Here is a 19,364-nt window from a genome sequence, read left to right as displayed (position 1 = left end):
GCTCTCTTATATCGTCCCTAAAAAGCTCAAGAAGTTAGTTTTAGCAGAGTCATCTGTCGGTTTGTTTGCTGCCTCGATAGCTGCTCGAAGTGCTTCTTCTGCATCTGGTAATGATAATATTTTCTCTGTCACTGTTTTTGTCTCTAAATCCGTAATTCTCATGACATTGGGGTGAGTAAGAACACGAACAATAGAACTCTCTTTGATGGATTCGTCCGATAGAACTTCAATGAGATTTTTGAGCATGCAAGTGTTTCTGTAATGTGTTTGATACCATTGCTGCATTCCATTGCTAGTTGCAAAGTTGATGGCTTCTTGAACTTGCTTTAGATTGTAATTCTGTATCGCTAAATCTTTTTTTAATAACTCAATGGCTTCTTCATCATGAGTAATATGACATGAAGATGAGCAGAGTGTGCATTGCGTCTCGAATTCTGTCATGTATGAGCAAGGGGTTAGCGTTAAATCTTGGGTACAAAATCCAACCTCACTGATAAACGTCGGGCTTAAATTATCAGTGGCTTCATCGTATCGATCTTTACTTTGTATGCGCTTCTCAACGTTATCCTGCACTTCTTCTTCAGTTTCTTTCTCATACAGAATATCACTGATGACAGATGCATTTTGAGCATCAGTAGTATGGATGTAGGTGAGTGTTTGCTCTGGGCTATTTCGACCAGATAAGATGGTTATGAGTAGATGAGGTAACCCCTTTTTATCTAGGTAATTATTTTGCCAGTGCCGGAACTGGTGAGGCTTTATACTAAAATCTGATGAAAAATCAAACTCTTCAAAAATGGTTGAATGGGAACTGGACCTTTGTGTAATGCTTCTTTCAAGAATAGAGCCTAAACGCTCAGTTGGCACTAATAAGAAATGCGAAGCTTGTAGCCTGTTGACTTGTTTCTCAGTATAAGAAAATAACGCATTGTCATAATCAACACGCTTAGTCCTGCCTTGGTTGTATCCCAATATAGAATTTAGATTTGCTGCCACAATATGGTTTTGAAATTCAGCAACCGTCATTTCTCTTTGACCATTGAAATACTTTTTTTCTTGTTTTGAGCTGCTGACAGCAACACCGACAAGTGATGATGTGTAAATGCATTTGTGTCTAATTTCTAGCTTATCAAATATTGTTAACCTGGTTATGTGTTTGATAAATATGTTGTATTTTAAGTTAATTGTACCCTTCGTATCTTTGGTGACGCGGACATACCCGTCTGTATCATCGAAAAATCCTAACAAAAAGCCAAGGTGAATAAGGTTTGTTGGCTTGCTTGGGTTAGGGGTGAGCGCATTCAGATTGTTGATGCTCGGCTTAAAGTTTCCAAGTACCTTTTTTAAACTAAGATGTGGGTTTTGATAAAACCTTGCTAATACTCTCGCTGGCTCTGTAACAATGCTAGTGTAATGCAGTGCGCGGTCTAGGCTTTCAGCCATTTCAGCGTTGATGTGATTTTGATAGTCTTTAAATCCTTTTGAACCTCGCCAGTTAAGATAGTGAACTGTAGATTCCTTGCCGTTGACGACTTCTGTATGAGATTGTAACCGTTGTTTGGTGAGTAAAACTTGCTCTACCGCTACTCGATTTGGGGATGCCATTGCAAGAGCTGACATTGTGCATACATAGCTATTTAATTGGCTTTTTGTGGAGTGGATGAGATTAGCCCAAGAGTCTGTGTTCTCTTTGTCATCTTGGTTTTGATAAGGAGGGATAACGTCATAAAATATCGCACCTAACGCTAGCAGCGATTTTTCACTAGGTAATTTTTGGCTTTCAGCTGCAATAGCATCATCACCCGTCTTTACTCTATTATCGTTTCTCTCTCTATTAAGATTTGGAGAAATGCTGGCCGGTATCATTTTGTGGGTTTTTAGCCAATTAAAAAAAGTAGAGAGGTATCTGATTTGAATTATGTTATCAAGGGCGCTTTGAATCTCATCGATACTTGCAGAAGCGATATTATCATTGAGAACAATTAAAAACTTTCTTGCTGTCGAGATTTTAACTGTCTTCTTGGCGACAGAAATTTGTTCTTTCAGTACATCCAGAGTATAGGCAAAAAGTAGGTGATGCGTATCTATATCTAACCTGTCGTGATCAGTGAAGGTAGAACGAATGCTGGCATTGGGCTTATTGGCATTATTAAAAATGACATTAGTTTTTATACCCTCGTTATTTGTAAAGATAACAGCAATGTCATTCCATGTGGCCTGCTCTCCTGATGAAGTAGTAAAACCAAGTAAAGGCTGTTTTTTCTTATCGGCAAGATAAGCTTGTTGATTGGTAATATAACGATTTACTGTACTCATTTTACACCTCCAACCCTCGCGGTTTTTCGCTCTTCACAAAGGGTTATTGTCATCTTGATGTACAGAATAACTTTTTTGAGTCGCTTCACGGTTGCAGGGTGTGCGGATTGGCTATTAATTGCCAACTTTCTTTCGGCTTTATCAAGATATTGATGATGATTTGCCGTTTCCAAAGGTCTAAAGTTGTCGCATGGATAGCACGCCATAGGCGCACCGCCTTTTGAACGACAACTTACGCAGTTAGCCGGGTTAAGTTTATGCCCAATTTCTTCATCAAACATACTCTTTACTTTGAAGTCATCGTGCGTTTGTAACTCCTTTACAGATAAGCTATCAAATCGCTTGATAATATTGTTCCCAGCATAAGCTTCATCAATTTTCACTCGCTCAGATGCTTTTAGGTCAAGGTAAGGCTTAATAGCCTCAGTAGTCACGCCTGTAATGGCAGCAAGGTGAGCTGGGCTTAATCCGTATTTTGCTCCTTGGGTAAGTATGGTGTGTCGCCAGCGATTGTTCTGTAGCATCAAAGTATCATTTGGAAGTCTATCGCTGCTTGGTTTGAGCTTCTTAAACAAATTTCTAATATTCGTATTAAGGGAGGAGCTTGATATGTGGTATGCCTTTGAGGTATGGCTGACAGAGCTAAATAACTCTGATTTAGACTCGAACTCTGAACTAAACAAACTTTTGTCTGGTAGTACTGGGAGCCTACTCATGATTTCTTTGGCCTCATCATCAATTAACAAGATGTCTTGTGCTGAAAGCGACTGCAAGAGGTAGTTTTCATAAGATTGATAGTAGCGCACAAGTAGTTGAGAAAAATCCGTTTCTAAGCGATGTGATCGTGATTCAGCGTTATCACGAAATTGCCCATCCTTACCTCTAAAGGTGCGAACATGCAATTGCTCTACATCTGAAAAGATGTGTTGGGTAACGGGTTTCCAGTTGCAATCAGATTCTTTATGGGACTGAAATATTTGTCCCACAGGTAAAATGTCACACCATTTAATTTGTAAAAGTTGAGAGGGGCGTCTAACAAGAATAAGGATTAACTGACTTGCTATGATGTTTCTTGAACGTGTAAATGCATGTATAGATAGTACTTCTTTATTCAATGAATGCAGTGTTTCTATCCTTAAACTTTCAAGAATGTTATCTTGTTCAACTTCACTATAAGCTCCTGTTTTAGGATCAAGAATGCCTTTCAAGTGGGCATTTTTCTGACCCAATTTGTCATCTTTAACACTGTCATACAGAGGCTTTAACGTGCTGCTGATGTAACGGCTTTTAGGGTTGCAGAGAGAGGATAAGCATTCTCTAACCTTTTTTTTATAGGTATCTAATGTAAGCCACCATGCTTGAAACTTGTAAGCGTCTAGGTAACTCACAATTGATTTAAGGGTGCAAACAATCGTATATGTAGTTGTAAAAGCGTAACGCTTTGCTGCATGCGCTATGGCTAATCTCAAATCCAAAAAGGTTTCAGTATCTAGCTCATTCATCCAAGTAAGGTTTAAGTTTTTTTTATAATCAAGTTCCCATTTGTCTGACAAGATATCAAAAGTATACCCATCTTCTTTGGAGTTGAATATGCGCTGTCCGCCATACCCTTTATTAAAAGTGGAGATATGATTATTGCTCATTATTACCTCCTAATTTAGGAACAGTTTTGGCTTGAGTTTTAGAGGAGATATCAGCCACAGTAACCGCTAATTGATATTCGTTGTATACGGATGCCATTTTTGAATCCTCAACCCAACCCATTGCATATTTGCGTAAATCTTCAACTTTTTCTGGGGTTAGCCCATTATCTCTGGCTTTATCTTCAAAGACCTCATTCCATTTATGGCGAAGCTTATGAGGGTGTAGTTTGATGCCCAAAGTCTCACCAAATTTTTCTACAATTTTGTGAATGGATTTGTAAGTTAAAGGTTGACCTGATGTTGTGCCTTTCTCTGAGATGAAGACAAAATCATGCTCACGAGATGCTGGGTTATTTGCTCGCACAGTTTGAATATAGAGCTTGATGAGCCTCATTAACTCTGAGGAAATGGACACTGACAGCGCCTTAGTTTTGTTTGATGGGCGCTCTAATCTAGGGTCCGTAGGGTCGTTTGGCGTTCTTGTTAATAGGAAGCGAGGATTATCCCAATCGCCGATTAAGTCGCTGACTTTGAGCTTTAAAACTGCCCCAACACGAACCCCTGTATTAATGAGTATCTGCATTATAATTTGGTTTCTTAATTTACTTGATTTAAAAGGGTTATCTGGTGAACTCTCTTTGATAATCTCAAGTAAATAAAAGAACTTATCCGAGGGTATAACAGACTCAAAGGCATCTTTAACAATGGTGTTATTCTTGCGTGTGCCACTAATTAAGGTGTTGATATATATCTTAAATTTGTTGAGTTGATCGTCCACGCTAGCTTTAGTATCAGTTGGCTCTTGGTCGTAGTGGTGGCAAACGTATAAGTATTCGATATATGATTTCAGTCGAATTAAGCGTTGACGTAAAGTGTGTGCCGAAACTTGCGGTAGGCTATATGAAGTCGCATGGATCGCATCTCGAATGCGTTTATCTGAGACTTGTATGACATTGTTTTCATGTGTAGCGGTTTTATCAGCGTAAAACTTACTCGCCCGAACAAAATCATCAACTTCTAGTCTTGAAAGAAATTCTCCAGAACTTACACGTTCAACAAGATCTATACCTTGTTCGATAAAGTGACAGTATAAAAATTTTAGCTCGTAAGCATACTTCTTTAGTGTATGAAAAGCAGGTGCTTGGGAGCTCACTTTTTTTTCTCCTACAGAGAGTGGAGAGTTATGATTTCCATTGAGATAGGCATTAAGATACAAGCAAGCAGGAAAAAAGCCCGCTCTAATAATTAATGGGAAGTTGTACCCACTAGTATCGGTATAAATCTTTACCGCAACATTTTTACCCAGCGTAATCATTACAAAATATACCTTAAGTTATATATAAATCTAACATAGTGTTGAGCAGTGATTTTGTAAAGAAAAAAAAAGACTCTATCAATACTATTAGGGGTATAGTGATTAGGTTACTTCTTTTTTCTTTACACTTTATTTTGATGGAGAGTATTCGCTGGCTTCCTGATGGTAGAGAAGTTTGGCTACTCCGCCGCAGATATTACGTTGCTGTTCCTGATTAACTATGTCTTTAACTTCTTGTTTGCGAAGCGAATAGGCCGTTTTATCGGCGTTGTTGGTGAGCGCAAAGCGTTGATGTTTGAATACGTCGGTTTGATCTTCGTGTTCGTCGGGTACGGTTTGGTGCAAACGGCAGAGTGGGCGGCAGCATTGTATGTTGTCGATCATTTATTTTTCGCGTTAGCGCTTGCGATTAAAACCTACTTCCAGAAAATTGCCGACCCAGCAGATATGGCGTCGACCGCAGGCGTTGCGTTTACGATTAACCATATTGCGGCGGTTGTAATACCTGTTACGTTTGGTGTGATTTGGCTGGTTTCTCCTGCTAGCGTATTTTACATCGGTGCAGGTATGGCGGCTGTGAGCTTACTGCTGTCACTCAATATTCCAGCGAAGCCAGAAGAGGGCAATGAGACCCGCTTATTAAAGTGGAGCTAAGTTGGTACTTACTATCTAGTCATAGAATTTAATTACTGTTAATAGCTTTATTGAATTGGGTGCTTAGGCACCCCTTTCTTTATCCTCATGTTGTGTCTTCTATGGTTGTACATATCTATTGGGTCCGTTAGGGTTTTATACCTAAGTATGTTGAAATTACTCGGATACAACATGAGTCGAAACACTAAGGAGGGTTTTACAGTGCAGGTACATGGCAGGGAGTTGGATTTAGATCTAGGAAACCGTCACGTCGTTATTCAACGTCGCTATGAGGCGTTAGGTGCTGCCAACGATCTGCTCATAGCTATTTGGTTTTTAATTGGTAGCTTTTTCTTTTTGAATGATTCGTTGATTGAAAGCGGGACTTGGCTGTTCATCGTAGGCAGCGCGCAGTTGATCATTAAGCCCCTGATAAAACTGATGAGTTTAGTTCATGTTGGTCGCTTAAATAAGCAACTTTCTGGCACATCAACGAGCCGCTGAGATTACACGCCTATTTTGAGCACCTGCAAGCAAGAGGCTAATGAGCGGGTTATCGAGGGGAAAGAGGGAAACATAACGTGGTCACAACACTAACCACGTTATGTTCAGCTTGAAGCTTTAGAATTTAAAACGGATACCAGAACAGTTGTGTGTCCATAACACGCTTGCTGATCGCAGCAATCACTATCACCGCAATCCCCGCCATACAGATCATATCGGCTTTGGTCAGTGGTTTTAAGCTGTACCAAGTGCGAGATGAATGACGGCCGAAGCCACGCAGTGTCATCGCGTTTGAGATTTGGTCTGCTCTGTCCAAACTAGAGAAAATCAGAGGGCCAAGAATCTTCGCCACGTTCTTCATACGAGTGAACAACGGAGCCTTCTTACTCAGTTCTACTCCGCGTGCTTGTTGCGCGTGCATGATGTTAACAAAGTCCTTTTTCACTTCCGGCAAGTAGCGCAGCGTTAAGCTCACGGCATAGGCGATTTTGTAAGGCACACCCAAGCGGTTCAAGCTGGCTGAAAACTCCGTCGGGTGAGTGGTAAATACAAACACTAACGCGATTGGGAACATGCTGAAGTATTTCAACGTCACTGTTACTAGGTAAAACAACGTCTCTTGAGTGAGCGAGTAATTACCGGGTAACGGGAGTAAAACCGTTGATGAGCCCATGAACTCAGTGCCTTGTTGCGGCGCTAACGCGAACATAAACAGGGCATTGATCAGCAATACCGTGCCTGTACCGAGTAAAAGTGGTTTGTAGACATGAAATGGCACTTTGGTCATTTTCAATAAGCCCAAACCAAGCACGATCAACAGTGCAATGATTCGCAAGTCAAACGTGGTCAACACCACCGTTACCCAAGCAATGAAAAGCAAGAACTTAGTAATGCCATTCAACTTATGAAGTGGCGATTGGGTATCGATGTAGTTGATACCAAACTTCATCTTATTGTCTTTCATGCCACCGCTTTCTCTGGTTGGTTTACTTCGCTGCTTTTTTGTTGGCGGTGCGCTTTTTCTACATTGATAAAATGCTGCATAAAGCCATTGGTGTCTTCGATGCCAACTTTCGTAGCCAACTCAAACAGACTTGTTGTGGTGAGGTTTGCTTGGTCTAGTAGCTCTGGACTGCTGAATACCTGCGTCATTGGTGCATCCGCGACTAATTTACTGTCTGCAATCACGATAGAGCGTGTGGTGTATTCCAGCACTAAATGCATGTCGTGGGAGATGATCATCACGGTTACGCCCAACTCGCGATTGAGCTTTTCGATGAAACTCAGCATTGATGTGTAGTTCCGGTAGTCCTGACCTGCCGTCGGTTCATCAAGGATCAGAAGCTCTGGTTCCAAGACCAAAATTGACGCAATGGTTACGCGCTTTTTCTGGCCGTAGCTCAATGCTTCGATTGGCCAGTGACGGTATTTGCTCAAACCGCACAGCTCAAGGACTTCAAGTACTTTAGCTTCGATTTGTTTCTCTTTAATGCCACGATTACGGAGGCCGAAGGCCACCTCGTCGAAAATCATGTGATGGGAAATCATGTGATTCGGGTTTTGCATCACCACGCCCACGTTCTGGCTGCGCTCGAAGATGGTCAGTTCGTTTAGATCTTGACCATTCATGCTCATTGAGCCGCTATCCGCTTCAATAACGCCCATAATCAGTTTGGTGATGGTCGATTTACCCGAGCCATTTTTGCCAAGTACAGAGACAAACTCGCCACGCTTGATGTCAAAACTCACGTCTTCTAGCGCGTTTTTCTCACCGTCGTAAGAATAGGTGAGGCCACGGACTTCAAGCAAAGTCTCGGCTAGCGTTTTAGGTGGTTGTGCTGTTGAACCATCAAACCATGCTTGTACTGCTGGTTTATATTGCTCCAACGGTAAGGTAGTTAAGCTAGAAGGTTTTGCATCGCCCTCAATCGCGCAGCCTGCTTCTTTCAGAGCCGAAATATAAAGCGGTTCGCGGATGCCGTAATCTTCTAGCAGAGGCGACGCTAAAATTTCATCTGGCGTTGTATCGGCAATGATTTCGCCGCTTTCCATCAAGATAATACGGTCAACTGAGCGATGCAGAACGTCCTCAAGACGATGCTCAATGATTACGATGCTTTTGCCCGTTTCGCGGTGTAGATCATCGATGATCTCGATGGTTTTTTTACCCGTTTTAGGGTCAAGCGCAGCTAGTGGTTCATCAAACAAAAGGATATCGACGTCATCGACGAGAATGCCCGCCAAAGAAACACGCTGTTTCTGTCCGCCAGATAAATCGTGGGGAGAGCGATCTAACATCTGTTCCAAGTCGACCATTTTGGCCGTGGCTTTGACCAATGGGTACATGTCGATGTTAGAAGTTAGCTGGTTTTCCAGCGCAAATGCGATGTCTTCGCCAATGCTCAAGCCGACAAATTGGCTGTCCGTATCTTGCAGTACGGTGCCAACTTGCTCAGTGTATTGGTGCATGTCGAAAGGGGCGGTGTCTTGACCATTGATGGTCAATGTTCCACTGGTTTCCCCTTTGATTGCGTGTGGGATCAGTCCGTTAAGACATTGCCCAAGGGTAGATTTACCACTACCACTTGGACCAATAATGACGATTTTCTCTCCTTTCTCTATCCTTAGATTGATATTTTTTAGCGTCGGTTTGTCCAGCGACTCATATCTAAAAGAGAAGTTAGAAAATTCGATTGTCATTCGACATTAAGCCTCTGTTAAGTTACGGCTTTGCTTGTTACGTTTAGCGACAGACTTAAGAATGAAGAAGCCAACAATAGCAATAAGAATGGTGTTACCGATCGCGATAATTGAGAGCTGGGTAAACACTTTAGAGAACGGTTCTGCGTATAAAATCGTGTCGAGGAATGCAGAGCAACCGTAACCAAATACGTTGCCTAATAGCGCAAGTACTACGAATAACGCGAAGTCTTTCATATTGAAATCGCCTTTCTCTAAACGGTAGCGCGTTAGAGAAGGGAATAGACCGATAATCAAACCAACAATACCTGAACCAAGTACCCAAGTGAGCCATACGCCCCAACCTGCGAATAGGTCAGTGACCCAGTGGCCAATAAAACCAACCAAAAAGCCAACAAGTGGGCCAAATAGTACTGAGAACAATGCTAATACTGCCATGGCTGGTTTTAGCGTTGTGTTTGCAAACACAGGGATGCCAAACATAGGTAAGCCACCGATGCCGTAAAGAGCAGCACCGATTGCAATAACCACAACGGTTTTAGCAGAAAGATTCATAGATAACCTCAGTTCAATGGTCGATTTTAAAGAACGTTCATTTATATTGTTGGAAAGCATTGGTTATTTGATTGTGTAACATATATACAAAACAACCAAGTTGCTTATTGTTTGCTCTATTTTTCTTCAGGAAATGTGTGATTTGATTCACGTATCCCTTTGACTGGCTTTGTTTTTTAGCAAGCATTAAAAATAAGGCGCGCATTATACAGAATATTGATAAAAGTGGGAATGCTATCTGTCTGGATGGCTAGAATGAAATCGGAGGCTGATTGTCAGCCCCCGATTACACTTTCTGATACTATTTTCATCGATAAATGAATGAGCTAGCTGTTCATTAATGGTCTAGGTACAAATAGTTCTGCCAGCTCTTCATGCGAATCAGCACTTTGCGCATCACTGACACGTGAGTAAAGCTGTCTGAGTAAACGGCGACTTCAACCGCGGTACCCATTGGTAGGTGGTATTCGCTCAAATCGTCCGTGATTTTCAGCTTCGCAAATACACGTCCGCTTGTGCGCAGGGCATCGGTACCAAGCAGAGCACCTCTGGCTTGAATTTGGCTTTCACCAATAGCTGGAATCACGTCGATGACTTCGCCACGGAATACCTTGCCCGGTATCGCACGGAACATAAACTCCGCTTCAAAGCCTGCCTTCAAACGTTGTAGCGAGTTTTGTCTGAACGCCGCGGTGTACGTAATGTCTTCGGTATGCACGAAGGTCATTGCAGGGGCAAGCGGCAACGGCACAGCCATCACACCAGGGCGCAAAGCCAATTGCGTAACGTAACCATCGGTTGGCGCACGAACGACGGTTTGTTCAAGGTTGAACTCTGCTTTACGTAGCTCAGCGAGTAGTTGCGCGACTTGGGTATTCTCACCGCCGATTTCCGACTCTAATGCGATCTGTGCTTGCTCTTGCTGCAAAATGGCAACGTCTAGCATGGCTTCTGCCGCTTTGTACGCTTGGCGTCGAGTATCTAGATCTTGTTCTGTAAACGCGCCGCGATCAAAGCCCCTTTGATATCGGCTAAATTCTCTTTGCGCTTTATCTCTATCGGCTTGTGCTTTCAAAACTGCCGCTTCTGCCTCTCTCAAGTCAGACTCTAAACTCAACGCGCCTTGGCTTGCTTCTTTCACTTTCGCTTCAAGGCGTGCGACTTCCGCTTCAAAAGGCACAGGGTCGATTTTGAACAGAATATCGCCGGTTTTGAGCGGTTGGTTCGCTTGAACGGGCACTTCCACAACGCGGCCACGTACACCAGAGACGATAGGCGTAGTTGGGAACACTTGGTTACCTAACTGAGTAAATGGGTGGTTGTAGTTCATAAGAAGGACGAGTGTGCCCACCAACACTACGCCGCCAAGTACGGCTGTAGGTACGGTCCATTTGTTCAAAGGAATATTAAAGACTTTAAAAATGGCGATACAAAGGGCTGTATAAGTCAGAATCAGCAATAAATCCATTATTCGTCCTCTTTACTTTGTTCAGTCAAAGGCCTTTGCTGAATCTTTTGTTGTTTCAACATCGATACTTCGTTTTTGAGTTCGTTGACTTCGTCGATGAGATCTTCAAGACGGTGATGAATGTCGTGAGTTTCTTGCTCAAGTTGTTTGAAGCCCCAGCCTCGCTCCTTGCGCCACAATGTTGCCCATATCCATAAAAATGGCCACAGTGCATGTAAAGTGAAAAGGCTAACCCAGCCTGCGTAATGAATTGCGTCTTGATGAGGGTGTTCGCGTTCTTTAGCAATTTCATACGGAATATCGTGAATAACGATAATCCCGTAGAAGATCACCAAAGCAACGAAGATGAGTAACCCAAGTGCAAAATAGTCTAGAAACATCTTACCTGCCTGTGCTTGTTACCTAATGGAAAATCTTACGTAAATGAACAGTTTAAGTATTTGTCTTAACTATCGTTCAATCAAGTTATTTTGTACTTGAATTATGTTTATGCGATATCCGTATCGATTGCTATTCGGGGACAATAAGAAGTGAAGGCGACTATATTCAAACTAAGTAGTAATAAAGGAAGGAATAGAGAATAAAAGCCACGGTTATGCCCCAAGTGAAGGTTGGGGCACGGTTTAAAGTTCGGTACAGACTTGGTTTCGGCCATTGGCTTTGGCGCGGTACAAGGCTTTGTCGGCGCGATAGAAGGTACGTTGGGTATTCTCTCCTTCTCGATGTAAGGTAATCCCGATCGATACGGTCAACCCCCGCTCGCCAAGAATATCGTCCCAACCATATTGATAAATGCGTTCGCGGTAATTCTCGGCATGCATTTCTGCCCGCTCTAGATTGCTATTCTCTAGAATGACAAGAAACTCTTCACCGCCAAAGCGAACGCAAGAAGCGCCTTTAAATTTGAAGTATCCTGCTAATTCTTGAGACACACGTTTAATCGCTTTGTCTCCAACAAGGTGACTGAGCTCGTCATTGATGGACTTAAAGTGGTCAATATCGATGACCATCAACGCAAATTCAGTATCGTGCAAAAGCAGGTCTTTGAGTTTGACTTCTAACCAACGTCGGTTGTGCAAAGAGGTTAGCGGGTCAGTAAAGACATCTTGCTGTAGTTGAGCGACCGTATTCTTATGTTGTTTGGTGGTTTCCTTGAGTTCTTTGTTTTCAAGTTCTGACAAAATGAGTTTGAGCTGTAGCTCAAAACGAGAAAGTCGACGTAATTGAGTAGAACCCAATTCACCAATTGGAATGTGTTTGACAAGGTCAGATTCAATGCGAAACGCTTTTTTTTCACAGTTTAATGCTTTCTGAAATAACCCTTGAGAAGCGTAAACTTGACTCATTGCGTTGTAAAAATGCTGAGCGACAAGAGGAGAAGAGTGCTTCTGAATTCGTTTACCGATAGAGTCCAACACTAAGTTGGCTAAAGAGATGTGTCCGACACCGTTTAGACAATATGCGGTCTCGATTTTGACCATTGTGGACAACCAGTACGTGGTAGCACTGCCCGTCGTATACTGAACATTCGAGATAGCAAGCAATGCGTTAGGGTAATCCTCTTGCAAACGATGCAGTTTGGCTCGGTAGAGATGAATTTGCGCAGCAAGGTTTTTATCACTGACGAGGATACTTAGCTCTTCACACTCACTCAATAATTCTTGTGCATCTGCGGTACGGTTCAAACTGATGTAACAGGCAAGCATGTAAAGTTTGTAGCGCAGACGTAGGGAGCGACTGCTAATGGCGTGATCGATCGCATCGATTTTTTGGTAATAACGCAAGGCGCGATGGTGATCCCCATAGGCATCGCACAAATTGCCCATTCCAATAATAGCCAGTACGTACTCATCAATATAGCCATATTCGACGGCGATATTCGTTGCAGCAACATACTCGGTTAATGCTGCGTTGTAGTCACCTACTTCTACTAAACGATCACTCAAGCTTGCTTTTACAGACAGAATATCTTCTACATCGTCGGGTAAAACGAGCAATTCAAGGGCTTGTCGTAGTTCTTCGATGCTGTCGTTGAGCTGCTTAATTTCTCGTCGATACTCGGCACTAATGATATAGCAATGTGCTTTTTCTCGGTTCGTGGATGCAATATGTAACCCGATGTGCTCCCACAGCGTAATCGCTTCTTCACCAGAGACGGAAGAAGGATCGATGCCTGCGTCAGTAACCTTGCTAAGCAGTTGTTCCATGCTTCATTACCTCAATATAGCTTTCTTCGAGTTGCTCTAAAGTGAATGGGAAGGTCAGGATATCTTGCAAATACAGTATCGGTTTGGGACCTTTTAGCCCGCGACGTTTCCATGGATAGATGTCTAACATTGCCTGAACCGTGCGATAGACATCTTCTGCTGCTTGACCTTTCTCTGCAATTAACATAGCTAGTCTGTCACTGGAAATTCGTGAGATGAGATCACTTGAGGTCGTCAATGCATGAACTAGCTCAGTACAAACATCGAGAAATTCGGGGTTTGCATGCTGAATCATAATGATCGCGTGGTTGGAGCGTTTGAGCTCTGTTTTAAACAGAACTAACTGTTCCCACCAGTAGGTCTCGGACACAACATTAGAAAACTGTTTTTCAGGGTCATATTCATGTTGGGAACGGATACGATTAATCAGCTTACGCGCTCGTTGCTCTAGCTGGCGTTTTGAGCCGCGTGCTTTATCCATACTGACTCGATGAGTCTGTTCTTTGAGCATTTTGAGTGCATGTTTACGGTATTTTTTAAACGCGTTAAACGCTGATTCAAAATCACCTTGCTCTTCAGCGACTCGAGATTGCTGAAAGCAGATCTGACTTAGTAGCTCGCCGTTGTCAAAACTAAGCGCGGACTCTTCTGCTGCGAGTAGTAACTTTGCTGCACTATCCGTATTTTTGCGCAAGAGTTCGAGCCTTGCGCGGCTAATAAACGAGTGTGCCTTCATCCAAATTAGATCATGTTCAATAGCGAGTTTATGGGCCTTTTGTGTGGCTTCTTCTGCGGCATCAAGGCGTTCTAGCCCAAGTAGCGCTAAGCCTTTAAAGTCCCAGATCTCGGCTTGCCATGTGCTGTCATCATGATCTTTTAGTACTTCGGTTGCACCATCCAGCACAGTGAGCATTTCGACAAACTTATTCAGTAAGTAATAGTCCCAAGCCAACAGGATACGAGCTTTGCCTTCCAACCAAGCAATACGGACGTTGTTTGCCACTTTAACCGCCAACTCATGAGTGGAAGCGGCAAGTTGATGCTCATTTGTGATGCGCCATACGTTGCCAAGCCCAATTAGAGATTCGATTTGAATTTCAATATCATCAACGAGGGCGGATTGTTCAAGTGCATTAATCCAATATTGTTGGGCTGAGTAATACTTTGCTTGTCCCCAATATTGAAGAGCAAACAAATGAAGAATTTCGGGCAGGTGGTCGTCGGTTTCAAGTTGGGTTTGCTTGCTGTAGGCGTCTTTGACTAGCTTTAAGCCTTGTCGGTAATCCATTAGGCACCAACAGCACTGCGCCATTATCAGCAATGCTCTGATTTCACCATCCACAAATAAAATTTGCTCCGCGCGGATACGGTATTGCTGCGCAATACTGAAGGTGTGTTCAGGGGCCGTTTTTATCTGGCCTTTAAGCTTTTTGAGCTCATCTTCTAGCTGAATTTGGTTTTTATCCAACGTTCACATCCATGACTATCGAACTGGAATTCACACCTAATATTAAGTGTTTAGATGCATGTTTTATTACCAAAACGATGCGGATAACGCTTTGGTAAACGATTAGGTGCCGTAATGTATACTGTCACAGCCCCTAATTACTACATCTAAATGCCAATAGTTACGATAGGAGCTGTTTGATGGTCAAAGGAGCATCAGTGACTTCTAGCCTTTGTGCGGCGGTAAGACCCTGCTTATCCTGATAGCACAAATTATGCCAAGCTCTGAATATATCTAAAAGAGGTAAAATTCCAGCAGGTCGTAATTTGCGACGTGGCTCGTTAATGAAGCTTTCGAAAAGGATCTGGAAGCGATTTTGATAGAACTGCACATGGCGAGTTGTTGCAACGTTAAACCATTTCTCGGGCTCATTTCTATCACCTGCAAGGTAGCAAATGCCTTTGTGGCTTTCGTCTTGAGTGGAGATCGCCCAGCGATCTCGCCACCAGCTCATATAGGCGATATCGACCTTGCCAAAAGGTGTGCTCATGTCCCAATTTGCGTCTTCTTCTACGTACATCAAGTCGACATTTTTCTCTTTAATTCGAGACAAACAAACGCTCAGTGCTGCCGAACGTAGTAGGGGGTCTTGAGGCATATATAGAGATACACGTTTGTTGGGGCAACACATATCAAGTACATGCAGGTAATGAGCGTATGATGTGTAAGGCGGACGAACTAATGCCCCTTTAGATGGGTAATGGAATACGGAAAGATTACCAAGAGGATCTTCCACGTTACCGCGAGCCAAAATGGTTTGGTATTTTTGGTCAATACGCTCACGCAGGAGGTTCGAAGGTTCCGCTGGCGGTTCACTTGCTTCCGCTGTGTACTCTTGGGAAACAAAACGAGAGACCTCGTCGTACGGGTTATGGTCTAGCGTGGCGATTGGCTCTTCATCAGCAGAATAGTTCACATGTTGACAAAGAATATAGCCTGAGTGGGCTTCACCGGAAACAATCCAGTAGACACCATTATTGCTGTTTGGCTGCAATGCAACATAGTTTGAGGCCAATTCATAGTGCGTTGCGTGGTTTACCCAACGAGCATCAATAGTGGCTAATTTACGGCGACAGCGACTCGCAATATGATCAACATGGTCGTAAAAGGTTTTCGGGTTGATACTGAGTTTTCGGCAGATCTCGCGTACAGAGTAACCAGTAAACAATAAGCCCATTAAATTCTCTTGGAATTGTAGCTTTTTGTTCGCGCCTGACCATTTATCAACAAAGGTACTTTGACACGCTTTACAACGGTAACGTTGACGATCACCACTGTAACCGAAAGCGTGGTAGAGGTGTTTATGTGTGTGGACGGATAGTCCAAAGTTCTCGCAATCATCATTGCGGCACGCAGGCAACCCGTCACTGTGGACGTGTCGCAGGCGATGAAGTTCGTTCACGACATCGCTATTGTTAAGTAAGGGGGGGAAAGCTCCACATTCACGGCATACCATCGCCGGACGTTTAGGGTTAGCATGTTGCAGAACGTAACGCTTTGCATCACTCAATCCAAAGTTGTCACACGCCAATGTTTTACAAAAGTTGAGTTGTAACCCATCTGCGTCTTTTGGCAGTTCGCCGTTAGACACAATCGCCCCCTCGGGATAATTCGGGCAGCCAGCAATAACTCTGGCTGCAAATTATTACTTACTACTTGTTCTTAGATGTTGATTGCGGTTTCTAGCGCAACTTTCATCATGTCGTTGAACGACTTTTGACGCTCTTCTGAGCTTAGTTTTTCGCCACGGATGATGTGGTCAGAAACCGTTAGGATAGTTAACGCCTTCGCACCTAGGTCTGCAGCAACACCGTAGATACCAGCCGCTTCCATGTCTACACCTAGGATGCCTAGTTTTTCCATCTTCTCGAAGATGTCAGCTTCTGGTGTGTAGAACAGGTCTGCAGAGAATACGTTACCAACTTTCACTGGTACTTGTTGAGCACGCGCTTGGTTTACCGCTTCTTCTAGAAGGCCGTAGTCAGCGATTGCAGCGAAGTCGTGGTTGTTGAAACGGATACGGTTTACTTTAGAGTCTGTAGAAGCACCCATACCGATAACAACGTCCATTAGGTTAACGTCATCACGTACCGCACCACAGCTACCTACACGGATTACGTTTTTCACGCCGTATTCTGCGATTAGCTCGTGTACGTAGATACAGCAAGAAGGGATACCCATGCCGTGACCCATAACAGACACTTTTTTGCCTTTGTAAGTGCCAGTAAAGCCGAACATGTTACGAACGTCACAAACTTGCTTCACATCTTCAAGAAACGTTTCTGCGATGTATTTAGCACGTAAAGGGTCGCCTGGCATTAGAACCGTTTCAGCGAAATCACCTGGTTGTGCATTGATGTGTGGGGTTGCCATAAGTGCTCTCCAAAGTTTTGTTTTGATAAAACGCCTCTAGTATAGAACGCTATTACCAATTCTGTTGAACTTGTTCGTTTTCGTTGAAGCAATAATATCGGGACGTACAGTGGCCCCTTGAGAGCTTAGTCACAAAAACCACGCTTTTAGAAACCATGAACATCATTGATAACTAAATCTGTTGAAAGCAAAAGAGCAATCGATTCGCTTTTGAGCGATTTGTCGATTGCGCGCACAAAATGGACTCTGAGAACATCAAAAACTTTTGAGAAAGCGCTGATCGAAATGCTCTTGAGAAGAGTAAAACGATTAAATTGTACAATTTATTTTCTTGTACAATCTAAAAAGCCTTGCTATAAGTTATACAACAAAACATTTTGTATAGGGATGCGTCATCATGGAATCTTCAATCAAAGTAGGTATTAGTTCTTGTGTTTTGGGTGAACGAGTTCGTTTTGACTCTGGTCATAAAGTAAGTAACTTTGTGACTAAAGAGCTCAGCCCATATTTTGACTTTGTTTCGGTATGCCCCGAAGTGGGTGTCGGAATGCCAGTGCCGCGACCAACAATTCGTTTGATTTCCGAAGAAGAGCGTGTGGCGCTGGTAGAAACTAAAAATCCAGAAAATGACCATACCGATAATATGCTTGCTTACTCTGCTAACAAAGTGGAGGAGCTACAAAGCGAGCAACTTTGCGGTTACATCGTCTGTGCCAAGTCTCCAACTTGCGGTATGGAGCGCGTCAAGGTTTATAGCAAAAATAACGCAGCGAAAGAGGGCGTTGGCTTGTACACACAAACGCTGATGAAAAAAATGCCTTGGTTGCCCGTCGAGGAGGATGGCCGACTCAACGATCCTGTATTAAAAGAAAACTTTATTACCCGAGTATTTTGCCTGAACGACTTTTATGACTCGATGGACGGAGAGCCAACTCGAGGCAAAATTATCGATTTTCATTCGCGCTATAAGTTGACCTTGATGGCGCATCACCCTGAGTCATACCGCTCTCTTGGTCGTTTAGTTGCCGATGTCGCTAGCTATGAAATCGAAGAATTCTATCAAGAGTATCGCTTAGGTCTTATGAAGGCACTTGCGAATCGTGCTAGCCGAAAAAATAACACTAACGTACTAATGCATTTACAAGGGTATTTTAAGCGCGCTTTAACTAAAGACGAAAAAGAAGAATTAGCAACAGTAATTCATGACTACCGCACTGGTACATTGCCATTATTAGCACCGTTGACATTGATTAAGCACTACTTAAACACTTACCCAGATGAGTATTTAGCAAAACAGAAGTTTTTAGAACCGTATCCGCAGGAGATGAGATTACGCTATGGTTTGTAGTTCAGAAGAAAAACTATACGCGATCCGAGATGTCGCAGAAATCACGGGTGTGAAACCAGTTACGCTAAGAGCTTGGCAGAGAAGATACAATTTGATCCAGCCTCAGCGAACAGAAAAAGGGCACAGACTTTATCGACAGCAAGATCTCGATACGATTCGTGAAGTCCAGAGTTGGCTCGCGAAGGGGATTGCCATCGGTAAAGTAAAGGGACTTTTGGGAAAAAGTGCTGACGTAGAAGTCAACAATGAAGTTCGTACTCTCGAAGAAGTAGAAACCATGTTATCAGCACTTTCGAAACTGAATCGAGGCAAAGCGGAGAGCTTGCTTGCATCTGTTCTCAAAGAGTATCCATTGAACTTGGTTATTGAACAATTTATTGACCCTGTATTTGACGCGCTGGAGATGGTCAAAGGATCGCTGAGATCGTTGCAGATGGGGTTATTTCAAACTTGTTTGATCACTCGTCTTGCCCTTGTTATCGACTCTGAAAACAAAGCCGCTTCCAAAGGGAAGTGCTTGCTTATCAGCTTTGAACAACATAGGGAAGCAGAGAGCTGGATTCAAGCGGCGAAGTTGTGTGAGCAAGGGTATCACACGACGTTGATCGACAAAGTTGATGATGTCTCTGGTTTACTGGAGCACGAAGTTGTTGATAGCTACTCGCTCATTTACCTGTTTTCCAATAAAGCGCTGGCAGCTAAGCAAGTGGAGTCCATCAAAATGCTTCAAACACGTTTTGGAGAACGTATTGGATGTTCTGAAGTGATTGAGAAACTGCACCTAACAGAGTAGAC

The 19,364-nt window shown here is 43.1% G+C and carries 15 protein-coding genes and 1 pseudogene; 4 read left to right on the top strand and 12 right to left on the bottom strand.

What is annotated here, in order from left to right; translation table 11 throughout:
• Positions 1 to 6: 6 nt before the first annotated feature.
• From FKN08_RS10240 to FKN08_RS10230, 3 genes are read right to left on the bottom strand one after another with little or no spacing between them, the layout of a single operon-like run.
• Entirely contained in the window at positions 7 to 2,316 is a 2,310-nt protein-coding gene (locus FKN08_RS10240) for a hypothetical protein (protein WP_170892033.1), read from the bottom strand.
• On the bottom strand, positions 2,313 to 3,959 hold the full coding sequence (locus tag FKN08_RS10235; RefSeq protein WP_170892032.1) for a hypothetical protein: 1,647 nt from the start codon (positions 3,957 to 3,959) through the stop codon (positions 2,313 to 2,315). The genes FKN08_RS10240 and FKN08_RS10235 overlap by 4 nt, the downstream gene beginning before the upstream one ends.
• Entirely contained in the window at positions 3,949 to 5,274 is a 1,326-nt protein-coding gene (locus FKN08_RS10230; protein WP_170892031.1) for a site-specific integrase, read from the bottom strand. Before FKN08_RS10230 ends, FKN08_RS10235 begins: the two co-directional genes overlap by 11 nt.
• Before the next feature lie 144 nt (positions 5,275 to 5,418).
• Between FKN08_RS10230 and FKN08_RS10225 the strand changes: the two are divergent.
• A pseudogene (locus tag FKN08_RS10225) lies at positions 5,419 to 5,928 on the top strand (MFS transporter); the annotation flags it as partial.
• Positions 5,929 to 6,099: 171 nt separating this feature from the next.
• Positions 6,100 to 6,411 (top strand): YrhK family protein, encoded by a 312-nt coding sequence (locus FKN08_RS10220; protein ID WP_043884592.1) that lies wholly within the window; start codon positions 6,100 to 6,102, stop codon positions 6,409 to 6,411.
• A gap of 124 nt (positions 6,412 to 6,535) precedes the next feature.
• Here FKN08_RS10220 and FKN08_RS10215 read toward each other — a convergent pair whose 3' ends face one another.
• From FKN08_RS10215 to deoD, 9 genes are all read right to left on the bottom strand, one after another.
• The gene (locus tag FKN08_RS10215; RefSeq protein ID WP_047009577.1) at positions 6,536 to 7,375 is read right to left on the bottom strand and encodes an energy-coupling factor transporter transmembrane component T; all 840 of its coding nucleotides are present in this window, start codon (positions 7,373 to 7,375) and stop codon (positions 6,536 to 6,538) included.
• The gene (locus FKN08_RS10210) at positions 7,372 to 9,111 is read right to left on the bottom strand and encodes a DUF3744 domain-containing protein (protein WP_145535683.1); all 1,740 of its coding nucleotides are present in this window, start codon (positions 9,109 to 9,111) and stop codon (positions 7,372 to 7,374) included. Before FKN08_RS10210 ends, FKN08_RS10215 begins: the two co-directional genes overlap by 4 nt.
• A 6-nt stretch (positions 9,112 to 9,117) precedes the next feature.
• Positions 9,118 to 9,666, bottom strand: coding sequence for an ECF-type riboflavin transporter substrate-binding protein (locus FKN08_RS10205; RefSeq protein ID WP_145535681.1), 549 nt, complete (start codon positions 9,664 to 9,666; stop codon positions 9,118 to 9,120).
• A gap of 337 nt (positions 9,667 to 10,003) precedes the next feature.
• Positions 10,004 to 11,134, bottom strand: coding sequence for an HlyD family secretion protein (locus tag FKN08_RS10200; RefSeq protein ID WP_047009576.1), 1,131 nt, complete (start codon positions 11,132 to 11,134; stop codon positions 10,004 to 10,006).
• A complete protein-coding gene (locus FKN08_RS10195; RefSeq protein ID WP_047009575.1) occupies positions 11,134 to 11,514 on the bottom strand; it encodes a DUF3302 domain-containing protein in 381 nt (126 codons plus the stop codon). The genes FKN08_RS10200 and FKN08_RS10195 overlap by 1 nt, the downstream gene beginning before the upstream one ends.
• 243 nt (positions 11,515 to 11,757) lie before the next feature.
• A complete protein-coding gene (locus FKN08_RS10190) occupies positions 11,758 to 13,341 on the bottom strand; it encodes a diguanylate cyclase (RefSeq protein ID WP_006741935.1) in 1,584 nt (527 codons plus the stop codon).
• The gene (locus tag FKN08_RS10185; RefSeq protein WP_047009573.1) at positions 13,325 to 14,809 is read right to left on the bottom strand and encodes a hypothetical protein; all 1,485 of its coding nucleotides are present in this window, start codon (positions 14,807 to 14,809) and stop codon (positions 13,325 to 13,327) included. Before FKN08_RS10185 ends, FKN08_RS10190 begins: the two co-directional genes overlap by 17 nt.
• A 160-nt stretch (positions 14,810 to 14,969) precedes the next feature.
• Positions 14,970 to 16,439 carry an IS1 family transposase gene (locus FKN08_RS10180; protein ID WP_170892030.1) on the bottom strand — a complete coding sequence of 490 codons (1,470 nt, stop codon included), beginning with the start codon at positions 16,437 to 16,439 and terminating at the stop codon, positions 14,970 to 14,972.
• A gap of 71 nt (positions 16,440 to 16,510) precedes the next feature.
• Positions 16,511 to 17,221, bottom strand: coding sequence for a purine-nucleoside phosphorylase (deoD, locus tag FKN08_RS10175; protein ID WP_005394915.1), 711 nt, complete (start codon positions 17,219 to 17,221; stop codon positions 16,511 to 16,513).
• Between the two features lie 397 nt (positions 17,222 to 17,618).
• Here deoD and FKN08_RS10170 point away from each other — a divergent pair, with 397 nt between their 5' ends.
• Positions 17,619 to 18,569, top strand: a complete 951-nt coding sequence (locus FKN08_RS10170) for a DUF523 and DUF1722 domain-containing protein (RefSeq protein WP_046875782.1) — start codon at positions 17,619 to 17,621, stop codon at positions 18,567 to 18,569.
• Positions 18,559 to 19,362: a MerR family transcriptional regulator gene (locus FKN08_RS10165; protein WP_047009571.1), complete on the top strand. Its 804-nt coding sequence runs from the start codon at positions 18,559 to 18,561 to the stop codon at positions 19,360 to 19,362. The genes FKN08_RS10170 and FKN08_RS10165 overlap by 11 nt, the downstream gene beginning before the upstream one ends.
• Positions 19,363 to 19,364: the final 2 nt, after the last annotated feature.

Source organism: Vibrio sp. 1-2 (7-a) (assembly GCF_013048515.1).
GTDB classification, from domain to species: domain Bacteria; phylum Pseudomonadota; class Gammaproteobacteria; order Enterobacterales; family Vibrionaceae; genus Vibrio; species Vibrio diabolicus.
This window is presented reverse-complemented; position numbering and strand designations above follow the sequence as displayed.

Excerpts from the sequence above, each read along its gene's own strand:
- FKN08_RS10240 (WP_170892033.1), bottom strand. The coding sequence starts at position 2,316 with ATGAGTACAGTAAATCGTTATATTACCAATCAACAAGCTTATCTTGCC.
- FKN08_RS10230 (WP_170892031.1), bottom strand. The coding sequence starts at position 5,274 with ATGATTACGCTGGGTAAAAATGTTGCGGTAAAGATTTATACCGATACT.
- FKN08_RS10220 (WP_043884592.1), top strand. The coding sequence starts at position 6,100 with ATGAGTCGAAACACTAAGGAGGGTTTTACAGTGCAGGTACATGGCAGG.
- FKN08_RS10215 (WP_047009577.1), bottom strand. The coding sequence starts at position 7,375 with ATGAAAGACAATAAGATGAAGTTTGGTATCAACTACATCGATACCCAA.
- FKN08_RS10205 (WP_145535681.1), bottom strand. The coding sequence starts at position 9,666 with ATGAATCTTTCTGCTAAAACCGTTGTGGTTATTGCAATCGGTGCTGCT.
- FKN08_RS10170 (WP_046875782.1), top strand. The coding sequence starts at position 17,619 with ATGGAATCTTCAATCAAAGTAGGTATTAGTTCTTGTGTTTTGGGTGAA.
- deoD (WP_005394915.1), bottom strand. The coding sequence starts at position 17,221 with ATGGCAACCCCACACATCAATGCACAACCAGGTGATTTCGCTGAAACG.
- FKN08_RS10235 (WP_170892032.1), bottom strand. The coding sequence starts at position 3,959 with ATGAGCAATAATCATATCTCCACTTTTAATAAAGGGTATGGCGGACAG.
- FKN08_RS10190 (WP_006741935.1), bottom strand. The coding sequence starts at position 13,341 with ATGGAACAACTGCTTAGCAAGGTTACTGACGCAGGCATCGATCCTTCT.
- FKN08_RS10210 (WP_145535683.1), bottom strand. The coding sequence starts at position 9,111 with ATGACAATCGAATTTTCTAACTTCTCTTTTAGATATGAGTCGCTGGAC.
- FKN08_RS10195 (WP_047009575.1), bottom strand. The coding sequence starts at position 11,514 with ATGTTTCTAGACTATTTTGCACTTGGGTTACTCATCTTCGTTGCTTTG.
- FKN08_RS10200 (WP_047009576.1), bottom strand. The coding sequence starts at position 11,134 with ATGGATTTATTGCTGATTCTGACTTATACAGCCCTTTGTATCGCCATT.
- FKN08_RS10165 (WP_047009571.1), top strand. The coding sequence starts at position 18,559 with ATGGTTTGTAGTTCAGAAGAAAAACTATACGCGATCCGAGATGTCGCA.